Below are 19,192 nucleotides of genomic sequence, written 5' to 3'. Positions count from 1 at the left end.
TTGGCCGAACGCCCCCTCGCCTCACCGCCCGTGACCTACCGGGCCGTTCTCGGCACACGCCACGTCCTGCGCCTGCTCGCCGGCACCCTGACCGGCCGGATGCCGAGCGGCATGGTCGCCGTCTCCCTGGTCCTGTGGGTCACGGGCGGCGGAGGGTCCCTGGCGACGGCCAGCGCACTTGCCGCCATCTACGGGCTGACCGCCAGCGTCACCCAGCCGGTGAAGGGCAGGCTCATGGACCGGCATGGGCAGACCCGTGTGAGCGCGCCCGCCGCCATCGTCTCCAGCTGCAGCCTGCTCGCCCTGCCCGTCATCGGTCCAGGCGGCAGCACGTGGCTGATCGGAGCCGCGGTCGCCCTCGCCGGCCTCTCCGCCCCGCCACTGGAATCCGGTCTGAGGTCACTGTGGCCGAGCGTCGTGACCGACCTGGGGCAGCGAAAGGTCATCCAGGCCCTCGACACCGGCGCCCAGGGCTTGATGTATGTCGCCGGTCCGCTCCTGGCCACCTGGCTCGCCACCACGTTCGGAGCCGACGTCGCACTGACCGCGGCCTCCGTGCTTGTACTCGTCGGCACCGCCAGCGTCCTCACCTCCGCGCCCTCGCGCACCTGGCGCCCCTACCGAGAGGAAGCGGTCGAGTCCGCCCGGCCAGCGAATCGACACCGGCTCGTGAGCGGCGGCATGGTGCTGCTGTGCATGGGGCTCGCCGCACTCGGGGTGTCCTTGGGCGGGCTGGGAGTCTGGGCTGCGGCCATCGCCGAAACCAATCAAGCCGCCTGGCTGACCGGCGTACTGCCCGCCGCGTTCTCCACCGGATCGTTCCTCGGCGGCCTGCTCTTCGCACGCCTCGCCCGCCGCGCCGCGCCCGCCACCCAACTCAGCTGCACAGCAGCTCTGTTCACAGTCGGGTGGCTGGCGCTGCTGACCCAGCCGGGCCCTCACACGGCGATCGTCGCCGCCGCCCTACCGGGGCTCTTCCTCACCATGGTCATCACCTGCGGGTTCGAGACGATCGATGCCCTCGCCCCCGCCTCGCGGACCACGGAGGCGTACTCGTGGCTGATCCTCGCCGTCGGCACCGGCCAGGCCGCGGGCACCGTCCTCGCCGGCACCCTCGCCGACCACCTCCTCGGCCTATCCGCGCTCCCCGCCGCCGGCGCCGCCATCGCCACCACCGTCTTCGCACTCTCCCGGCCCGTGCTCGGCCCCCGCCGCCAGCCGGGCCGGCACCGCCGCACCTCCACCCCACCGCGCCACCGCCACCGCCACCGTCGATAGGACTCCCGCCTTGCCCGAATCACCATCCGAGCCGTTCATCCCGATCCGGCACAGCATTACCGGCGAGATCACCACCACCCGCTATGGCGCCGCCGCCCGGCGGATCCTGCTCCAGTCCGGCTTCGAAGAGGCGCCAGGCTGCGCCTGCCGAGCGACGGAGCCCAGTACGGAGCAGGCGCACGGGCCTGCTCGGCAGCCAGCGAACTGCTCGCCGCCGGCCATCCCCTGCACCTGTACCGAGCCCCCGGTCGGCCGGTGAGCGCCGACGTACGCCCCGGTTGGCCCGGTCGCCGATGTCGGCACAGTCCGTGATCCGCTCCGAGAGCGACCAGTCTCTCCAGCAGCGTATCGCCAACCCCGCCCGCACCCGTACCTGTTGAAGGACTCTCGTATTGACCACACCCGGAACACCTACCAGTCCAGCACGGACCAAGGGCGGCGAACTACGGGCCAAGGTGGCCCGACTGCTGGCCGACCGGCCTACGGACACTCTCACCATCGGGGACATGGCCCGGCAGCTGGGCCACTCCCACGGCGCCGTCCGCAACGCCGCCCTCACCCTGGTGCGACGCGCCGAGGCCGACCAAAGCGGCACCGGAAGCGGGCAGCCGGAGTTCCGTGCGAACGCGAAAACTGCCGCAGCCGCGCAGACCGCTGTGATCAGCCCACCGGGCACCCACTCTCCCCGTGCCCAGGCGGCCACGGCCCGCACGACCACTCCCGCGGCAGCCAAGCCCCAGCAGACCGGCCCGATCCGCCGCGCGGGGGGCCAGCTCTACCACCCCCGGGAGCTGGCCGATCTGCCCGACGTCGAGGCGTTGAATCGCCTGCGCGACGCCGACGTGCCGGTGCTGCTCTACGGCCCTCCGGGCACCGGCAAGACGAGTCTGGTCGAGGCGGCGTTCCCGGACCTGATCACCGTCGCCGGTGACGGCGACACCACGGTCGGCGACCTGATCGGCGAGTACACGCAGGCCGACGCGGGGGGCTACGTCTTCCAGTACGGTCCGTTGGTCACCGCGATGACCGAGGGCCGCGCCCTGCTGATCGACGATGCCACCCTGATCTCCCCGAAGGTCCTGGCGGCGCTGTACCCCGCGATGGACGGCCGCCGCCAGATCCAGGTCAAGGCCCACCGGGGCGAGACCATCAAGGCCGAGCCGGGCTTCTACGTGGTGGCGGGCCACAATCCCGGCGTCCACGGGGCGGTTTTGACGGAGGCGCTGTCGTCCCGGTTCAGCGTGCAGATCCAGATCGGCACGGACTATGACCTCGCCCTGGCGTTGAGGATCGATGCCCGGGTGGTCCGGGTCGCCCGACACCTCGCACGCCAGGTCGAACTCGGCGAGCTGGGCTGGGCCCCCCAGCTGCGGGAACTGCTCAGCTACCAGAAGACCGAGGCCGTCCTGGGCACGCAAGCCGCGCTCGCGAACCTGGTCGGCATCGCTCCGCTGGAGGATCGCGACGCCGTCGCCGACGCCGTCATCAAGGCGGTCGGCGTCAAGAAGATCGCGCCCCTCACCCTCGGCAAGCAGCTTCCCGCCTCGGCCGTTCGAAAGCCTCCGGGCAGCACCGTCTCCGTGCACCGGGGCCGCTCGCGATGAGCGCGCACCACCACGTCCAGTCCCCCGCCACCACCAGGGACGACGACGCCGACCTCGCGCGCTGGGACGACGACGGCGCCCCGCCCGCGCAGCCGCGTTCCTCCCCGGACGCGTGGCTGCGCGTGGGAGCCGAACTCGGCGACCGGCTGGTCGCCCTCTCCGGCCGCCAGGACCTCCTCGTCACCTGCCGCCCCGGCACGCGCAGCGGCGCACCGGCCGCGTTCTTCCCCGCGCTGGGCGAGGTCGAGTTCGACGCCGGCCTGTTCGCCCCGCTCCAGCCCCACGAGATCCATCCGCGGATCGTGGGCGACGAGGAGCGGTATCCCGCCGCCTGGGGAGTGTTCGTCCACGAGGCCGCGCACGCGGCCCACTCCGTCTGGACACCGCCTGCCGGAGCGGACCCCCGTGTCGTCGAGGCCGCGTTCCTGCTGGAGGAGAGCCGCGCCGAAGGCGCACACCTGACCAGGCGGCCCACCGACCGCACGTACCTGCGCGCCAGTGCCCGAACCCTGGTCATGCCCGACATCGCCCACCCCACCCTCCAGGGCATCGAGCACGCCGCCGGCGTGGCGGCCCTGATCCTCGGCCGCCGTGACGTCGGCATCCTGGACGCCGGCGAGACCCGGGCCGTCGCCGATCTGTGCGAAAAGGTGCTGGGCGCAGACCTGCTGGCCACCCTCACCCGCATCTGGACCGCAGCCCACCAGTGCGCCGACCACGACGCCACGACCATGCTCGGGCACGCCCAGGAGTGGTGTGACGCTCTGGACGTCGCGGCTCCCGCCCTGCCCGCGCCGGAGAACCTCCGCGATCTGCTGTCCGGCGCCGTGGGGGTCGTCATGGACAGCACGGCAGCCACCGACGCCGCCGACCTTGCGGAACAGGCAGCAGCGAACAACGCCATGGCCGCCCAGTCCGAGGCGCAGGCCCAGGACCGCGCCCAGCGGGCCGGCCAGCGACGCCAAGCCGCCGCCACCGCCAAGTCGGTCTTCAACGCCCGCGGCACCGTCAGCCCCGACGGCACACCGGCGCCCCGCAGCAGCCCGGTCACCGGCACCCGCAGGCCCACCGCCGACGAGCAGAGTGCCGCCGCGCGCCTGAGCCGTGCCCTGCGTGCAGCCGCCTACCGCGAGCGGACCGAGGAGCGGACCACCAGCCCCACCCCGCCCGGTCGCCTCAACATGCGCGCGGCCCTCGCCCGTGACGCTCAGCGCGCGGCCGGGTCGGTCCCCACCGCGGAGCCGTTCACCCACACCCGCCGCCGGAATAGCCCCACCCCACCGCTGCGCGTGGGTATCGCCGTCGACGTCTCCGGCTCCATGCGGGCCGCCTGCGCGCCCGTCGCGTCCGCCGCCTGGATCGTGGCACGCGCAGCAGCCCTGACCGACCCCGACTCCCTCACCGCCACCATCGCCTACGACAGGCATCTGACCGCACTGACCCGACCCACCCACCGGGCACCGGAGCGCGTGACGACGTTCGATGCCAACGGCGGCGCCCACAACCTCGGCGACGCCATCGACGCACTCGACCACGGCCTCGCACTCAGCCTCCCCGGCGCCGGCCGCCTACTCGTGATCGTCACCGACGCCCGGTACCGCAGCGACGAAACCGCTCAAGCCGTCACCCGCGTCAAGCAACTCACGACCGCCGGCTGCGCCGTACTCCAGCTCACCCTCACCGCGAATTCCCACCACCTGCCGGGGACCACCCTGCTGCACCTGCCCCGGCCCTCCAGCGCTCCCGCCGCCATCGCCACGGCGGCCACCGACGCCATCCGCAGGACACGCTGAGACGACGCAGAAGGCAGAAGCGTCCCCGAGACCTCCGCCACGCGCCCCGGACCACCCCCGTCCGTCGCCCGAATCGTGCATCTGATGCACGACCCTCCGCAACGACGTACCTCCCCAACCGCCAACGAAAGGCAGTCGACTTGAAGCCCCAGACCAGCAGCCCGACCTCGAACGTAACGTCCAGCAACCGGAATTCCCCTGGGGTCAAGACCGTCTGGCCCGTGATCCACAGCTGTGGACACGAGGTAGCCCACAACCTCTCCGACCGGGCGGCCGACCGCCGGGCAGGGTTCGCCCGCTGGCTCGCCGGCCGCGAGTGCACTGTTAACTGCACCATTCCCATCTCGTTGGTCCCGACGTAAAGGTCGCGAACGAGGAGCAAGTGATGGATCTGCGAGTCGAGTTGATTGAGGGCCGACGTGCCCTCCCCCGCCTCGGGCAAGTCGTGGAGGTCAACCGGGCACATCCGCCGTACGCAGTGCTTGATGCGGCGGGGGCGGAGGTCGAGTCGATCAGCGCCTTCCTGAGGGACCTGGCTCTTGGAGATTGCAGCCCGCTGACCTGCCGTAGCTACGGCTTCGGAATGCTGCGGTGGTTCCGCCTGCTGTGGCTGCTGGGCACCGAGTGGGAGCGGGCTACGGAGGCCGAGGTCGCGGTGCTCACAGGGTGGTTGCGCTCGGCTGCCAACCCGCAGCGTCAGCGGCACCGGGCCGACAAGCCGGTCGCCGGTACGGTCAATGTCCGCACGGGCAAGGCGTCTCTCGGCGCTGGGTACGCCCCGCGGACCATCAACCATGCTCTGACGGTGATCAGTGGGTTCTACGAGTTCCATGCTCATCAGGGCCGAGGGCCGGTCGTCAATCCGGTGCCGCACTCGGTTCAGCGGCGCCGTGCGTTGGGGCATCGCAGTCCGTTGGAGCCTACGCCGGTGGTGGGCCGGGCGCGGCTGCGCCAGCGGGTGCCCGACCGGCCTCCGCGGTCGATCCCCGACCGGCTGTGGGACGAACTGTTCGCGGCGATGAACTGCGACCGGGACCGCGCGCTTCTGGAGATCTTCGTCTCCAGCGGTGCGCGCGCCGAGGAACTCCTCGGCGTCACCGTTGCCGAGGTCGACTGGTCCGGCCAGCGGATCTACGTGACCAGCAAAGGCAGCCGGTCCAGGGAGGCCGTTCCGGTTTCCCCGCAGGGCCTGTTCCGTCTGGCCCTCTACCTCGACAGCGCCGGCACACCCGCCGAGGGCGAACCGGTCTGGCGGGCCCGCCGGGGCCGTGATCGCCCACTGACCTACTGGGCCATGCGCCGGGTCATGCAGCGGGCGAACGATCTGCTGGGCACGAACTGGTCGCTGCACGACCTGCGGCACACCGCTGCGTACCGCATGGCCAACGGTGCAAAGCTCACCCTCCCGGAAGTTCAGACGATCATGCGGCATGCCAACATCCAGACCACGGGCCGCTATCTGGCCGTCCGCATCGAGGAGCTCTTCGACCGACTCACCGAGCATTACTCCACCCCGCGACCGGCCACGCGCTACCCCGCGGGCTACGCCGCTGAGGACATCGAGGCGGTGTTCGGTGGCTGACCTCCCCCGCCCCACCACCGGGGTCAGCCGCCGCCACAGCCACACCGGCGACAAGCCCGACTCCACCAGCTCCTTTTCCTCCGGTCTCATCGCCGCGGGACCAGGCTTGGCAACCGTCTTGCCGCGGCCTCGGGGGGATCTGTCCGCCGCCACGCCCCACCTCATCGGCCTGCTCGCGCACGACGCCTTGCCGTACGCGGCCGCGGCAACCGCCGCCGCGCACCGAGCCTCCACCCGGCAGGTCCTGTCCTACCTGAGCGGGTTCGAGGGCAGCACGTGGCAACAGCGCTGGGACGCCAGTCCTCTGGGACGCGGCGAAATCAGTGTCGGCGATCTGGGCACCAACGGGTCCGGACGGAACAACGGCGTCGGCGTCAGGGCTCTGCTCTGCCTCCGCGTCGTCCAGCCGAAGCTGCTGGTGCTGACGAAGCACAACTTCAGCGGATTCGCCGACCAGTTCATCGCCGTGCAGAACGATCCCATGCTGGAAAGGTACGCTGAGCAGGTCGCCCTCCATGACTTCTCCTGGCCCCACAAACGCCGAGCGCTCTTCGACGTGTGCTGCCTGCTCGCGGTCCAGGGCATCGGCTTCGCCGACCTCACCCCGGCGGCCTTGCTCCACCACGCTCACGAGTCACGAGGGGCGAAAGCCGTCCTGCGCCCCGGCAAGAAGGACGCCAATACCTATGCCGGGCATGCCGCCTGGAATGTCCTGCACTCGATGGGCCACTTCCCCGCCAGCACCCCCGCCACGATGCGTCAGGCTCTGCACCGCGGTCAACTCACGCTCGAAGAACTCGTCGACCGTCACACCATCCGCAACCAGAGCGTCCGTCGACTCCTGCTCGACTACTTCCACCGCCGCAGGTCCGACACCGACTACGCCTCCCTGGTGAACCTCGTCCGCGCCGTCGCCCACTACTACTGGGTGCGCATCGAGCAAGCAGACCTGAACATTCCGGCCGACCTCTACAGCACCTGGCGCCGGCAGATCAGCGTCCGCCACGACGGCAAACCCAGAGCCGGCGTCGACAGCATCGTCATCGCGGTCCGCAGCTTCTACTACGACCTGCACACCTGGGCGGCCGACGAACCCGAACGATGGGGTCCCTGGGTCGCCTCATGCCCCGTCCCGCCCGGAGAACTGCGCGGGCTGGCCAAGCGGCGCCGCCGGATCAACGAGCGGTCCGCCGACCGAACCCGTCAGCGACAGCCCCTCCTGCCCCTGCTCGTCCGGCACGTCGAAGAACGCTACAACCACACCCGCACTCTCCTGGAACAGGCGTCGGCAGCAGCAGCTGACACGACCTTCACCCACGACGGCCGCACCTACCGCCGCGTCCAGACACCGGAGGACCTCACCCTCATCCGCGGCGGTCGCCGCGCTCCCGTCCGCGTCCGGGACGACAGCGGGCGGCTGGTCCAGATCGAAACGGAGGAGGAGACCGCATTCTGGGACTGGGCCGCGGTCGAGACCCTCCACCACTCAGGCGTGCGCATCGAGGAGTTGTGCGAGGTCAGCCACCTCAGCGTCCGCCATTACCAGCGCAGCAACGGCGAGATGGTCGCCCTCTTGGTCATCAGCCCGTCCAAGACCGACCGCGAGCGCGTCATCCCGATGTCCGCCGAGCTATTCCACGTGATCGCGTCCATCATCCGCCGGCACACCCGCGACGGCAGCCCGGTCCCGGTCCTGCGGCGCTTCGACCCGCACGACAAGATCTGGAGCCCGCCCATGCCATTCCTGTTCCAACGCAAGATCGGCTCCACACGCAGCGTGATCAGCCCATTCACCGTTCTGCACATGCTCGCGCGGTGCTGCAAGAACCTCGCTGAACGCCATCCCACCTTCCGCTCGGTCAAGTTCACCCCGCACGACTTCCGCCGCATCTTCGCCACCGAGCTCGTCAACAGCGGACTGCCCATCCATATCGGCGATCTCAACATCCAGACCACCCGCGGCTACGTCGCCGTTTTCGACGAGGACATCGTCCGCCACTACATCGTCCATCTCAACGAACGCCGTCGGCTCCGCCCTGATCATGAGTACCGTGACGTCACCACCGAGGAGTGGACCGAGTTCGAGGAGCACTTCGACAAGCGCAAGGTCGAACTCGGTTCCTGCGGACGCCCCTACGGCACCCCCTGCCAGCACGAACACGCCTGCATCCGATGTCCGATGCTCCAGGTCAACCCGAAGATGATCAGCCGGCTGGACGACCTCGAAGCCGACCTCATCGCCCGAAGATCCCGCGCCCAGGCCGAAGGCTGGGCCGGAGAGGTCGAAGGGATCGATCTCACCCTCCAGCTCCTCCGCGCCAAGCGCGAAGACACCCAGCGCATCGCACACCGCCCGCCCATCGAGCTGGGTTTCCCCGAGCCCTACAGGCAACAGCGGCTGCGGTGAACCCCGACTGCGGTCACGTGACCGCGCGGGCATTCCCATGGGGTGACGGCTCTGTACACGAGAACGGGCTCTGGTCCAACTTCTGCGGTGGTCTCCGATCGCTCGGCGGATCGGTGGTGGACGATCCGCATCCGACTGCCGATGATCTACCACGCGTGCCGGCCGTCGTGGCGCCTCGGGGGGCCGCGTTGACACCGGCGTGCTGGGTGGTCGGGGCTGCCTCCGGCCCAGGTACCGGAGACAGCGCGGCGTGCATAGCGTGGGGTACCGGGTGTGGGTCAGCTGACGTCGAGGGCGTTCAGGACCGCGCTGGTGACGTGGCTGGCAGCGTTGCGGTGGCCCGCGGCGTTGGGGTGGACGAAGGCGGGCTCCTGGTCGCCGGTGAAGATCCCCTCCACCCACTTGCCAGCGTCGCAGACACTGTGGTTCGCGGAGGAGTCGTAGAGGTTGACGAAGCTGGTGGCATCGTGCGAACCGGCAGACTTCTCGATGGCCTGGTTGAGGGGTTCCAGGACGTCAGTGCGCAGCCACGCCAGGTCTCCGGGCGTGATCGAGCCGAACTGCTGCCTGTTGTTGTAGGTGCACTTGGAGGTGTCCTTGGGCATGACCGTGGGGTAGCCGACGGCCAGGATCTTGGCCTTCGGGCCACGTGCGTGGATCACCGCGAGCATCTCGTCGTAGTCGCTGCTCACCTTGGCCAGGCGCGCGGGAATGCCGGCGGCCAGGTCGTCCTTGCAGGGGGTGCCCTTCCCTTCGCTGCCCGCCCCGAGTTCCAGGCACTTCCGGAGGATGTCGGCGAACCCGAGGGTGTTGCCGCCCACGCCGACGGTGACCACGTTGGTGCTGGCGCGGACCAACTGGGACTGCGGCGGCACCGCCGGGAAGGGGTAGTCCGGGTCCTCGGAGAACGGTGGCAGGTGACGCCCGATCGGCTCCTGGGCGCGGAAGGTGACGTCCTCGATCGTGGCGGCACCGCAACTGACGTTGGTCAGGTCGATGAGCCCGCCGAGGTCGCGGTCCATGACCTGCGGGTATGACTGGTCGGTGCGATCACAGCCGTCACGAGGAACCTCGAAGACGTTGCCGGCGGCCGGGATGACACCGGCGGTGTAGGAGTCGCCGAGCGCGACCCACTCGTACGACGCCGCCGCAGCCGGGGACGCCCCTGCGATCTGGCTGGGAACGATGGCGGTCGAGGCGAGAGCGGCGGCGGAGCCCAGCAGAGTCAGGCGCTTACGGAGCTGCGTCACGAGTCCTCCAAAATCGGAAACAGAGATCACTTGCCGTAGCTTCGCATCACAGAAAGTGACCATCCGTCTCGACACGCCCTCTCGGTGAGCCAACGATCATCAGTCTCGAAACCACTCGGGTGAGCACTGCCGCTGAAAGCTGAGGAGCTGTCGGGACCCAGGCTCCGCCCTCAACTTCCATGACGGCCCGTCGCTCAACGGATCGGCGCTCAACGGTGGCCCAGCACGTTGGGATCCGGGTACACGCCGCAGGCGAGCGTGCGCGGCGTCGCTTCACAGAAGTCGAGCCCGAGCCCATCCGAGTGAAGTGCAGAGAAGCACCGACTGCTGGAAGGCCGCCCGCGACGCCGACACCGTCGCGAAGGACCAGTGGCTCGCCGCCCGCCGCGCGGAGGAACAGGCCGCGGCCGTCGAGTGGGCCGAGCGGTTCGACATGCCCCCGCTGGAGGGGTCCGAGCGGGCCCTGGCCTGGGGCGAGCGCTCCCGGTTCCAGATCGTCACCGCCGCATACGCGGCCCTGGTCAGCGAAGGCACCTGGGACGAGGCGAACTGGGCCGTCCTGGAGGACAAGATCCGTACGATCAGCCGCGCCGGGTGGTGGATCGACCAGCGCGACACCGACGGCACCGACCTCCCCGAGCTGCTCGACGCCGCCACGAGCGCCGACATCGGCACCGAGAACCCGCACCGCTGACCGCCTGCGCACCGACGCGAAATCGCACATATATAGCGCACGTTCGCCGGTTAGCCTAACCGGCCGATTTCCAGACCATGGAGTCCTGCCCCCAACGCCACCTGCGGCTTTCTGCGGAAGGACCCACCGTGCCCGAACCCACCCGCCCCGTGTTCGCCCCCGTCGACACGATCACCTCCGACCGCGACATCACCCACGCCCACTTCGCCCCCGGCGACCAGATCGTGGTGATCAAGGGCGTAGCCGACGGCGAACTGTGGGGCGAGTCGATGACCGTCGTTGCGCCCTCCTGGCACACCCCGACCGACGAGGACGGATGGCGGGTACGCAACCCGCTCGGCGGCTCGCAGTCGTTCATCACCGCCCACCCCCGTTACCTCGTCCACCTCTCCAAGCGGTGCCCCGACTGCCTGATCTACCTGCGCGCCCTGGAGGACTTCCTCCTCCCGAAGGTCGTCGGAACGCAGGAGGTTGACCTCGGCTGGTACCGGGTGACCGACCTCGGCCAGCTCGTCCACACCACGGACGGGAAGGCGGCCGGACGGTGATCATCCGCGTCCACCAGCGGCGTGGCGACGTCGGACCTCTGCTGGCCGACGACGTCTTCGACACCCCGCTCTCTTACGAGGAGAAGCTCCCCGCGGACACGGTGGTGGCCTACTGGCCGGGGCTGGACGCGTACACGGCCGTCGGAGAACCGGGGTCGTGGACGGTGCTGGACTGGGCGGAACACATCAACGATCCGCTGTTCGAGTATCCCTTCGCGGTGAGCCCCGGCCAGGACCGGCGCTCGGTCTTCCACCTGGACGTCCGCCTCACGCCCGAAGACCGGTCACTGACCGGGCAGGAGTGGTCCGAGGTCGCTCACCGCCTCGCCCGCGCGGCCGACATCGAGATCCCCGGCGACGACCAGGGCTACCGATGGGTCGCCTTCCAGGCCCGTCCACACCACCTCAGCCTGATCGCCAGCCTGATCCGGCTCGACGGCACCTGGCAGCGCCAGCCCCCTGCCCTTCCCCTCCACCTGGCCGCCGAGGCCCGCCGCCTGGAGAGCGACCTCGGCCTGCTCACCCCCGGCGCGCTCACCACCACCGACCGCATCGCTCCCCTGGCGGAGGTGACCGCCCCGCTCGCCAACGCACGCCGCGTCGTCGAGCTGCACGCCCAGCTCCTCGCCGGGCACCCACAGGCCCCCCTCCGCGAGGCGGGTCACCGCCTGGAGTGGCTCGCCCGCCGCCTGTTCGACCTCCAGCAGGACCTCACCACCACTGCCGCGGAACTCCGTCGGCCGCCGGCACCCCCGCGCGCCACGGCACCGAGCCTCCCAACCGCGCTCCCGGCGGCACGAAAGGGAACACGGCTCCCTATGTAAGGAGACTCCTGCTTGGCGCTCAGCGACCGCCACATCGAACTGCGCCGCGATCCGGACTCCGGCGAAGTCCTCGCCCACGGAGGCGACCCGGAAGCCCACAGCGTCCTCCAGCGCACCGGCTTCGTCCACGTCCTCCGCCGACACGAGCAGTACCACCGCCCCACACCGGCCTCGACCAGGCCGCCGAGGAAGCCCTCGCCACCGCCGCGGTGTCCGCGCTCCGCTCGGTCGGCTACTGGGTCGCCTGCGACGACACCTTCGACACCGACCAACGCACCTCCCACTATCTGCCCCTCGGGGCGCAGGTCGCCACCCTCGCCGACCAGCTGCGGCGGCCCTCCACCACCCAGGACGCAGCAGCCGTCCTGACCGAGCTGACCGCCTCCCACGACGGCGTCCTCGCCGGCCTCGCCCAAGTCATGGACTCCGTCGATGAGTTCCTGGAAACCCTCGACCAGGACTTCGACCGGCACGTCGCCGCCACCGTGCGCGGCCTGAGCGGACACCACCTCGCGGTCATCGCCGCCCAGCTCCACCAGCTGCGCAACGAACTCACCGACCGGCACGAGGACCACCCCGCACGCCGCCCCTGCCCCGGCGAAGTCGCGGACCACGAACGCGAAGCGTCCGTCCACTGCCCCTGCCCCGTCCCCGCACTGCCGCCCCGGCCGGCCGGCCCGCCACCGGCCCGGCGCCGTTGACCCACGCACCAAGGACTGCCTTGCACGACACCGATCCCAGCGACCTCGAATCCTTCGCCACCATCCTCGCCGGCGAACTGCCCGGCCGGTGGACCAGCCAGTACCACCCCGACCACGGCGGTACCGACTACGACCACCTCACCACCGCCGTGTGGGACATGGACCAGACAGCCCACGCCATCGCCTCCCACTCCGCGACCCACTGCGCGGTCCTCACCCGCACCGACGACAACACCCGCCTGCTCGTCATCGACCACCTCGGCCAGGCCGACGGCTTCCTCGTCGCCGCCCTGTCCCCCGCCGACCTCCCCGACGCCGCGTACGCGGGAGTCCGCGAGCCCGACGGTCTCGCCGTCCCCGCCGACCCGTTCCACGCCGCCGAGGCCACCACCCTGCACCTGCTCCCCCGCTACGCGGACGCCCTGGCACACGCCCGCCGCAATGCCGCCGCGCTCGATGCCCCGCTTCCCGAGCAGGTCGACCTCACCTGGGCCGCCGACGCCCTGACCACCCCGGTCCCCGACTCCGTGGCGCTGGCCCGGCTCCTGACCGAACACGGCTTCGTCCACGACTCCCGTCAGGATCTGCTCGTGCTGCCCGGCGATGACACCGCCCTCCAGGCGCGGTACGTCCGGGCTGTGGGGGCCCTGCTCGCCGAGCTCGGTGTCGGCGTCGGGATGCGGCACCCCGCACCGTCGGCACCCGCCACGACCCGGCCGCTGCCCGCCCGGCCGACGACCTCCGCCGCGCGCAGCCGATGAGCTCCGCCGCCGACCCCATGGAGCACGTCTTGAACCTCGCGGACGCCAACAACACGGACGTGGAGATCTACCGCAAGGCCGACCACCCCGATCGCCTCCACATCGTCACCAGGACAGGCGCCCCCGAGGAACTCCTCGCCCGGCTCGATGCGTCCGGTCTGGAGCGTCGGCAAGAGGTGACCGCCGGGCCCGTCTACACCTGGCACGAGACCCCCGACGGCCTGGATCAGAAGGCCCAGCGGCAGCTCGCCACGCGAGCGATCCTCCCTCTCATGATCGCCGGGTTCAACGTCAACATCGACCCCGACGAACTCGACGTCACCGCATGGGCCCAGAGCATGCTCGCCCACCGCGCCTCGCAGAAGCCGAACGCGGATCCCTCCCAGCCTCCGCCGCCCCCGGCCACCGGCCCGCATGGCCCCCGGCGCTGACCACGCCCCGGCTCGCACCGACCCTCCGCCCTCTGGAGCCACGCCCTGAACCAACAGCCCGCCCCCCGTACCTACGGCGCCTACCAGGCCCGCAGCATCGCCACCCGGCTCGCCCACCTCAACGAGTACCTGACCCGGCCGGGCACGCCACCGGACGCCGTCGCCGTCCTGGCCGACGTCTTCGACCCCGAGCACGGTGCACTGGCTGCGTTCACCACTCTGGCCGCGACCGCCAGCCGCTTCGCCCAACAGCAGGCCACGCAGGGACTACTGCCGCCGGAGGTGTGGCTCGCCCTGGGGCGCGCCGCCAACGAGCTCAACGACATCGGCCTCGACCTCGACGAGCACCTCGACACCCTGGCCGCCGCCCGCACCCCCTCCACCACGCCCGTCAAGCCGCCCGTGCCGGTTCCCCTCGTCGTACGGAGGCACCGGTGAGCCCTCGACAGCACCCCAACTGGGGGGCCGGTGACCAGGCCGAGCAGCACTACCTCGTCGAGCCCCGGCATCTGGCCGGCGGCGGCGACATCCGGCACGTGACCGAGTTCCTGCGCGCCTCCGGCTGGACGGACCGCTCCGTCACCGGCGGGCCGCTCGTATTCGACCGCGCCGACCACCTGGTGCGCGTCGTCTACGACCCCATCGAACACCCCGACGGACACCCTGGCGGCTGGCACATCCAGGGCCAGGCCACCGCGACCGAGGCCGCCTGGCAGGTCACCTTCACCCGGCAGACGCCGGTGGAGATCGTCGCCGGGTTCACCGACGCCCTGACCCGAGACCGTTCGGCCCACGCCCCCAACCCGTGGTCGCCGCTCCAGCAGCAGCAGTGGGAGACCGAGCGCGACCAGCACTTCACCGCCATCAGCCCCGACCGCAACGCCTGGCTGCAGTTCCACCAGAACGAGCCAGGTCAGGCGCACTGGTGGGCCGGCGCCCGCACCGAGCACGGCCGGACCTGGGACGCGGTCTTCTCCTCCACAACCCCGATGCACCTGATCGAGAACTTCTCCGCCGCGCTCGCCGACCCTCAACCGGCCATGCGGCCCCGCGGACACGTCCCGCCTTCGAAGTGGATCCAGGTCACCTCCGTATCCGTACGGCCCTCGGAGCTCAGCGCCTGGCAGCAGGCCCGGATCACCGCCGCCCGCGCCACCACCTGGGGGCGTAACTCCTGGGCCGCCGCCCGCGCCCGCACCCGTAAGCCCGCTCCCGCCCGCCCGTACGCAGCGAGCGGCGGAGCCCGTACCCGATGAATGCCACCTGAAGGAGCAGCTCCTCCGTGATCGACTCGCGTCAGCTGGATGCCTTCAACGACGACTGCCTGGGCAAGCTCGGCTCGCCGGTCTCACCCCGCCACCTGGCCGGCCCCGGCGATCCCCGGCACATCACCCACGCTCTGTACGCCGCCGGTTGGACCGTGCACTCCGATCCCCTGCACCCGGTCATCCGAATGAAGAGCCCCGACCGTGAGCACGAGCTCGTCTTCAAGCCATCCCCTCACCACTTCCACGGCTGGTGGAAGGTCCACAGCACGCTCGGAGACAATTGGTACGCCTCGTTCAGCGGGGACGTCCCCGTGGAGATCATCGCCGGACTCACCGACGCTCTCGTGCGCCCCACGCCAGACAGCGCCTCCGATGACCTGGCCGGCATCCTCGCCGAGCAGGGCTGGAAGCACACAGCCGACGGCGATGGCGGGCACAAGGTCGTCTCCCCGGACCGCACCACCGTGGCCGAGCGGCGCGTCTCGCCCTCCATGGGCCTGTGCGGCTGGGAGGTCGAGGCCGCCCGGAACTGGGGGCCCTACGGCCCCGAGGGCTTCCTGTGGCGAGTGGCCCTGGACTCGCGCGCCCCTGGCCACGTGCTGAACGCCATGGCCACCGCGCTCTGCGACCCGGCTCCCGTGCTGCGTCCCCGCTTCGAGATCGATGAAGGCCCCCACCTTCACGTAGGCCGGGAAGTCGGGATCGGCACCCGCATCGTCACCGCACACCGCAATCGCCTCACCGAAGCCCGCCGGCACAGGCCCGCGCCCCCACGATCACCACCCCTACGGGCCCCGTTTCCGCACGCCGCCGCTGACCCGCAGCTGGCCTCCCTGCCCCCACCCGCACCGAAGGATCCGCCCTGAGCACGCCCTCCGACTCCCACCCCCTCCTGCTCGCACAGCTGAAGACCTTTCTGGCGGAGAGCGAGACCATCCTCGCCGCCTGGGACACCTACTCCGACGAGCACTCTGACGCGGAAGGACGTCCGATCGACGAAGTCGCCTACGGCTGGCGCATGGTCCAGCGTGACTCCGAGACCTGGCGAGCGTTCCTGTCCGTCCGGCCCGGCGCCCGCCAGCTCCTCGCCACGGCCTCCGTCCAGTTGCAGCACCTCCCCGCGGGCGACATCTCGCCTCAATGGGCGTACCAGCTGCGCGAGCTGAACCGGGCCCTCGACCGGCTGGACGAACTGCGCCGCGAGCACGCCGAGGTCCGCGAAGCCCAACGCTTCGCACCCGTCCCGCCGGAGAAGTTCGTCGACTCCATCGCCGAGCGCAACGAGGAGGCATGGGGCTACCTCGACACGTGGGCCACCGCCGGCCACACCCTCCTCGACATCCACGCTGCCGCGCACAAGGCGCCCGCCCGTTGGATACCGGTCCCGGCTCCAGCTCCGGCGCCCGCCCGACCGGCGGGGAGGCGCTGATGAAGACCCCGAAGGTCGCGCAGGCTCTCGTCTCCCCTCGCTACCTCGCCGGCCCAGGCGACCCGGCGTGGGTGACGGCCGCTCTGCACGCTGGCGCCGGATGGAGCCACGGGCAGGACCCGCTCATGCCCCGGGTCATCCTGACCAGTCCGGACCAGAAGTCCATGCTCCGCCTGGAGCCCGCCCTCAACGAGCCGTGGTGGCACCTCTCCCACCGTGACGGCCGCACCGGTGCGCAGTGGCAGGCGTCGTTCGACGGGGCCACGCCGGTCGAGCTGATCGCCGCGGTCACCGATGCGTTCAGCCACCCCGACTACAACGCCGCAGCGATGGCCGAGCCGTACAGGGTGCTCACGCGGGCTGGATGGGACGTCGCCTCCAACAGCGACTTCCGCTCCCCGGACAGCCGTGTTCGGGGGGAGCGCCACAACTACTCCGGCAGCACCGACTGGCGCATCACGGCCAACCTCTACACGGACGACCCCGTGTGGAAGGCCAGGTTCTCCGGCGCCACACCCCGGGTGCTCGTGGCCGCCTTCCTCGCGGCTCTCGCCGACCCCGAGCCGGTGCGCCGTTCCTCCGAACAGACCCAGGGCCTCTCCCTCCACCGGGTCGCCCTGCAGTGGCAGGAACAGCCGGCGGAGAGCGTGGCCCGGGAGCTGCCGGAGCGGATCGAGCAACTCGCCGCCCGCCGCGCGAGCCCGCCTCCGCCCGCGCCACCGACGCCCCCATCGCCGCGCCGCCGCACCCGCTGACGCTCCCCGCCCGCACCGTCCAAGGACCCTCCGCTTGAGATCCGCCCCCTCCTCCAGCTCCGACGGCTACGACATAGCCCTGAAGGTGCTCCTCGCCGCCCTCGCCGTCGGCCTTCCCGCCGCCTCCATCGCCTGGCTGAGCAGCAACATCGCCGCCTGGGCGGCAGGAACCGGCCCTTGGGTGCCCTACCGCCCGGGAGACGCCCTCCTTCGCCCCGAACAGCTCTGGCCAGCAGCCGGAGAAACGTCCCTGCTCCTGACCACCCGCGTCATCCCCGTCCTGCTGACCTTGCTCCTCGCCGTCACAGCCGGCCTCCTGTGGATGCGGTACAAGAACCGGTCCGGCGGCGGCAGGAAGAAGACCGTCGCCGGGATGGCGACGGCCCGCGACATCCAGCCCCTGCTCGCCAAGGCCGTCGAGGCCAAGACCCGCTCCCTGCGCCCGAGCCTGAAACACGCCAAGCACATCGCCCCCCGCGACGCCGGCATCCTGGTCGGCAACCTCGCCGGGACCCGCCACGAGGTCCGCATGGGCTTCGAGGATGTGGCCGTCGCGATCATGGCCCCGCGCTCCGGCAAGACCACCAGCCTCGCCATCCCGTCAATCCTGGCCGCCCCTGGGCCCGTCCTGCTCACATCCAACAAGGCGGCCGGCGACGCCTATACGGCGTGCTTCGACGCCCGCTGCCAGGTCGGACGGGTGTGGTCGATGGACCCTCAGCAGATCGCCCACGCCGAGCGGACGATGTGGTGGAACCCGCTCGCCGACGCCAAGACGCTCGACGGCGCGGGACGGCTCGCCGGGCACTTCCTCGCCGCGAGCGTCGACGCGAGTCAGCAGGGCGACTTCTGGTCGAAGGCTGGATCCAACATCCTGGCGCAGCTCTTCCTGGCTGCCGCCCTGGACGAGCGGCCGATCACGGACGTGATGGGATGGCTCGCCTTCCCGGCGGACCGAACCCCGCTGGACATCCTGCGAGACCACAAGTTCACCGCGGTCGCTTCCCAGCTGAAGGGGACCGTGGAAGGCCCGCCGGAAACCCGTGACGGGATCTACGAGACCGCGAGGCAGTACGCCTCCGCCCTGCTCAACCAGGACATCGCGGCCTGGGTCACCCCACAGAGCAGCGTCGACGAGTTCCGCCCCGCCGACTTCGTCACCTCCACCGACTCCCTGTTCCTGCTGTCGAAGGACGGCGGAGGCGGCGCGAGCGCGCTGATCGCGGCGTGCGCGGACTCGGTGATGCGGGCCGCGACCGCCCAGGCCGAGCGCGCCGGCGGGCGACTGGACCCGCCGATGCTCGCGATCCTCGACGAGGCCGCAAATGTGTGCAAGATCGCCGACCTCCCGGACCTGTACTCGCACCTCGGGTCCCGCGGGATCATCCCGATCACCATCCTGCAGTCCTACCGCCAGGGCCAGAAGGTGTGGGGCGACGCGGGCATGGACGCCATGTGGAGCGCGGCCACCGTGAAGATCATCGGGTCCGGCATCGATGATCCGGACTTCGCCGACAAGCTGAGCCGGATGGTCGGCGACCACAACGTCGAGACCACCTCCACCTCGACCTCCGAGTCCGGGAAGTCCACCTCGGTGTCGATGCGGCAGGAGCGGATCCTGCCCGCCGACGCGATCCGCGCACTCCCCAAGGGCTCTGCCCTGTGCCTGGCCACCGGCATGAGGGTCGCAATGCTGGCCCTCCGCCCCTGGTACGCCGAGCCCGGCTCCGACGAACTCGCAGCCGCCTCCGCCCGCGCATCGAAGGCCATCACCGCCCGCGCCGTCGCCAAACAGCAGCCGGCCCAGAGCGACTTCGACCAGGCCGCGTAAGGAACTCCCCTCCCCCTTTGACGGGCCCAGCCCTAT

At 70.9% G+C, this 19,192-nt stretch carries 19 protein-coding genes; 18 read left to right on the top strand and 1 reads right to left on the bottom strand.

Annotated features, from left to right (window positions below; all coding sequences use genetic code 11):
* Positions 1–30: 30 nt before the first annotated feature.
* The 6 genes from ACFWRO_RS19390 to ACFWRO_RS19365 all read left to right on the top strand — a co-directional run bounded on the left by ACFWRO_RS19390 (position 31) and on the right by ACFWRO_RS19365 (position 8,664).
* Positions 31–1,278, top strand: a complete 1,248-nt coding sequence (locus ACFWRO_RS19390) for an MFS transporter (RefSeq protein WP_384511734.1) — start codon at positions 31–33, stop codon at positions 1,276–1,278.
* 37 nt (positions 1,279–1,315) lie between these two features.
* Complete coding sequence (locus tag ACFWRO_RS19385; protein WP_384511835.1) at positions 1,316–1,537, top strand: hypothetical protein; 222 nt, start codon at positions 1,316–1,318, stop codon at positions 1,535–1,537.
* Positions 1,538–1,733: 196 nt separating this feature from the next.
* Positions 1,734–2,882, top strand: coding sequence for an AAA family ATPase (locus ACFWRO_RS19380; RefSeq protein WP_384511833.1), 1,149 nt, complete (start codon positions 1,734–1,736; stop codon positions 2,880–2,882).
* Positions 2,879–4,675, top strand: a complete 1,797-nt coding sequence (locus tag ACFWRO_RS19375) for a hypothetical protein (protein WP_384511732.1) — start codon at positions 2,879–2,881, stop codon at positions 4,673–4,675. Before ACFWRO_RS19380 ends, ACFWRO_RS19375 begins: the two co-directional genes overlap by 4 nt.
* Before the next feature lie 385 nt (positions 4,676–5,060).
* Positions 5,061–6,257, top strand: coding sequence for a tyrosine-type recombinase/integrase (locus tag ACFWRO_RS19370; RefSeq protein ID WP_384511730.1), 1,197 nt, complete (start codon positions 5,061–5,063; stop codon positions 6,255–6,257).
* Positions 6,250–8,664, top strand: coding sequence for a tyrosine-type recombinase/integrase (locus ACFWRO_RS19365; protein WP_384511728.1), 2,415 nt, complete (start codon positions 6,250–6,252; stop codon positions 8,662–8,664). The genes ACFWRO_RS19370 and ACFWRO_RS19365 overlap by 8 nt, the downstream gene beginning before the upstream one ends.
* A gap of 278 nt (positions 8,665–8,942) precedes the next feature.
* On the opposite strand, the gene ACFWRO_RS19360 is transcribed toward ACFWRO_RS19365, so the two are convergent.
* Complete coding sequence (locus ACFWRO_RS19360) at positions 8,943–9,914, bottom strand: SGNH/GDSL hydrolase family protein (RefSeq protein ID WP_384511726.1); 972 nt, start codon at positions 9,912–9,914, stop codon at positions 8,943–8,945.
* Between the two features lie 307 nt (positions 9,915–10,221).
* On the opposite strand from ACFWRO_RS19360, the gene ACFWRO_RS19355 reads away from it, so the two are divergent.
* From ACFWRO_RS19355 to ACFWRO_RS19300, 12 genes are all read left to right on the top strand, one after another.
* Positions 10,222–10,608, top strand: coding sequence for a hypothetical protein (locus ACFWRO_RS19355; RefSeq protein ID WP_384511724.1), 387 nt, complete (start codon positions 10,222–10,224; stop codon positions 10,606–10,608).
* Positions 10,609–10,736: 128 nt separating this feature from the next.
* Complete coding sequence (locus ACFWRO_RS19350; RefSeq protein WP_384511722.1) at positions 10,737–11,156, top strand: hypothetical protein; 420 nt, start codon at positions 10,737–10,739, stop codon at positions 11,154–11,156.
* Entirely contained in the window at positions 11,153–11,980 is an 828-nt protein-coding gene (locus tag ACFWRO_RS19345; RefSeq protein WP_384511720.1) for a relaxase/mobilization nuclease, read from the top strand. The genes ACFWRO_RS19350 and ACFWRO_RS19345 overlap by 4 nt, the downstream gene beginning before the upstream one ends.
* Before the next feature lie 209 nt (positions 11,981–12,189).
* Complete coding sequence (locus tag ACFWRO_RS19340) at positions 12,190–12,681, top strand: hypothetical protein (RefSeq protein ID WP_384511718.1); 492 nt, start codon at positions 12,190–12,192, stop codon at positions 12,679–12,681.
* 20 nt (positions 12,682–12,701) lie between these two features.
* Complete coding sequence (locus ACFWRO_RS19335) at positions 12,702–13,442, top strand: hypothetical protein (protein WP_384511716.1); 741 nt, start codon at positions 12,702–12,704, stop codon at positions 13,440–13,442.
* A 29-nt stretch (positions 13,443–13,471) separates the two neighbouring features.
* On the top strand, positions 13,472–13,873 hold the full coding sequence (locus ACFWRO_RS19330) for a hypothetical protein (RefSeq protein ID WP_384511714.1): 402 nt from the start codon (positions 13,472–13,474) through the stop codon (positions 13,871–13,873).
* Positions 13,874–14,155: 282 nt separating this feature from the next.
* Positions 14,156–14,311 (top strand): hypothetical protein, encoded by a 156-nt coding sequence (locus ACFWRO_RS19325; RefSeq protein ID WP_306768195.1) that lies wholly within the window; start codon positions 14,156–14,158, stop codon positions 14,309–14,311.
* On the top strand, positions 14,308–15,129 hold the full coding sequence (locus ACFWRO_RS19320; protein ID WP_384511712.1) for a DUF317 domain-containing protein: 822 nt from the start codon (positions 14,308–14,310) through the stop codon (positions 15,127–15,129). Before ACFWRO_RS19325 ends, ACFWRO_RS19320 begins: the two co-directional genes overlap by 4 nt.
* A 26-nt stretch (positions 15,130–15,155) precedes the next feature.
* Entirely contained in the window at positions 15,156–16,007 is an 852-nt protein-coding gene (locus ACFWRO_RS19315) for a DUF317 domain-containing protein (protein ID WP_384511710.1), read from the top strand.
* Positions 16,008–16,159: 152 nt separating this feature from the next.
* Positions 16,160–16,570: a hypothetical protein gene (locus tag ACFWRO_RS19310; protein ID WP_384511708.1), complete on the top strand. Its 411-nt coding sequence runs from the start codon at positions 16,160–16,162 to the stop codon at positions 16,568–16,570.
* Complete coding sequence (locus ACFWRO_RS19305; RefSeq protein ID WP_384511706.1) at positions 16,570–17,325, top strand: DUF317 domain-containing protein; 756 nt, start codon at positions 16,570–16,572, stop codon at positions 17,323–17,325. The genes ACFWRO_RS19310 and ACFWRO_RS19305 overlap by 1 nt, the downstream gene beginning before the upstream one ends.
* 34 nt (positions 17,326–17,359) lie before the next feature.
* A complete protein-coding gene (locus ACFWRO_RS19300; RefSeq protein ID WP_384511704.1) occupies positions 17,360–19,156 on the top strand; it encodes a type IV secretory system conjugative DNA transfer family protein in 1,797 nt (598 codons plus the stop codon).
* Positions 19,157–19,192 lie beyond the last annotated feature (36 nt).

This window comes from Streptomyces sp. NPDC058579 (assembly GCF_042718575.1).
In the GTDB taxonomy this organism is placed as follows: Bacteria; Actinomycetota; Actinomycetes; order Streptomycetales; family Streptomycetaceae; genus Streptomyces.
This window is presented reverse-complemented; position numbering and strand designations above follow the sequence as displayed.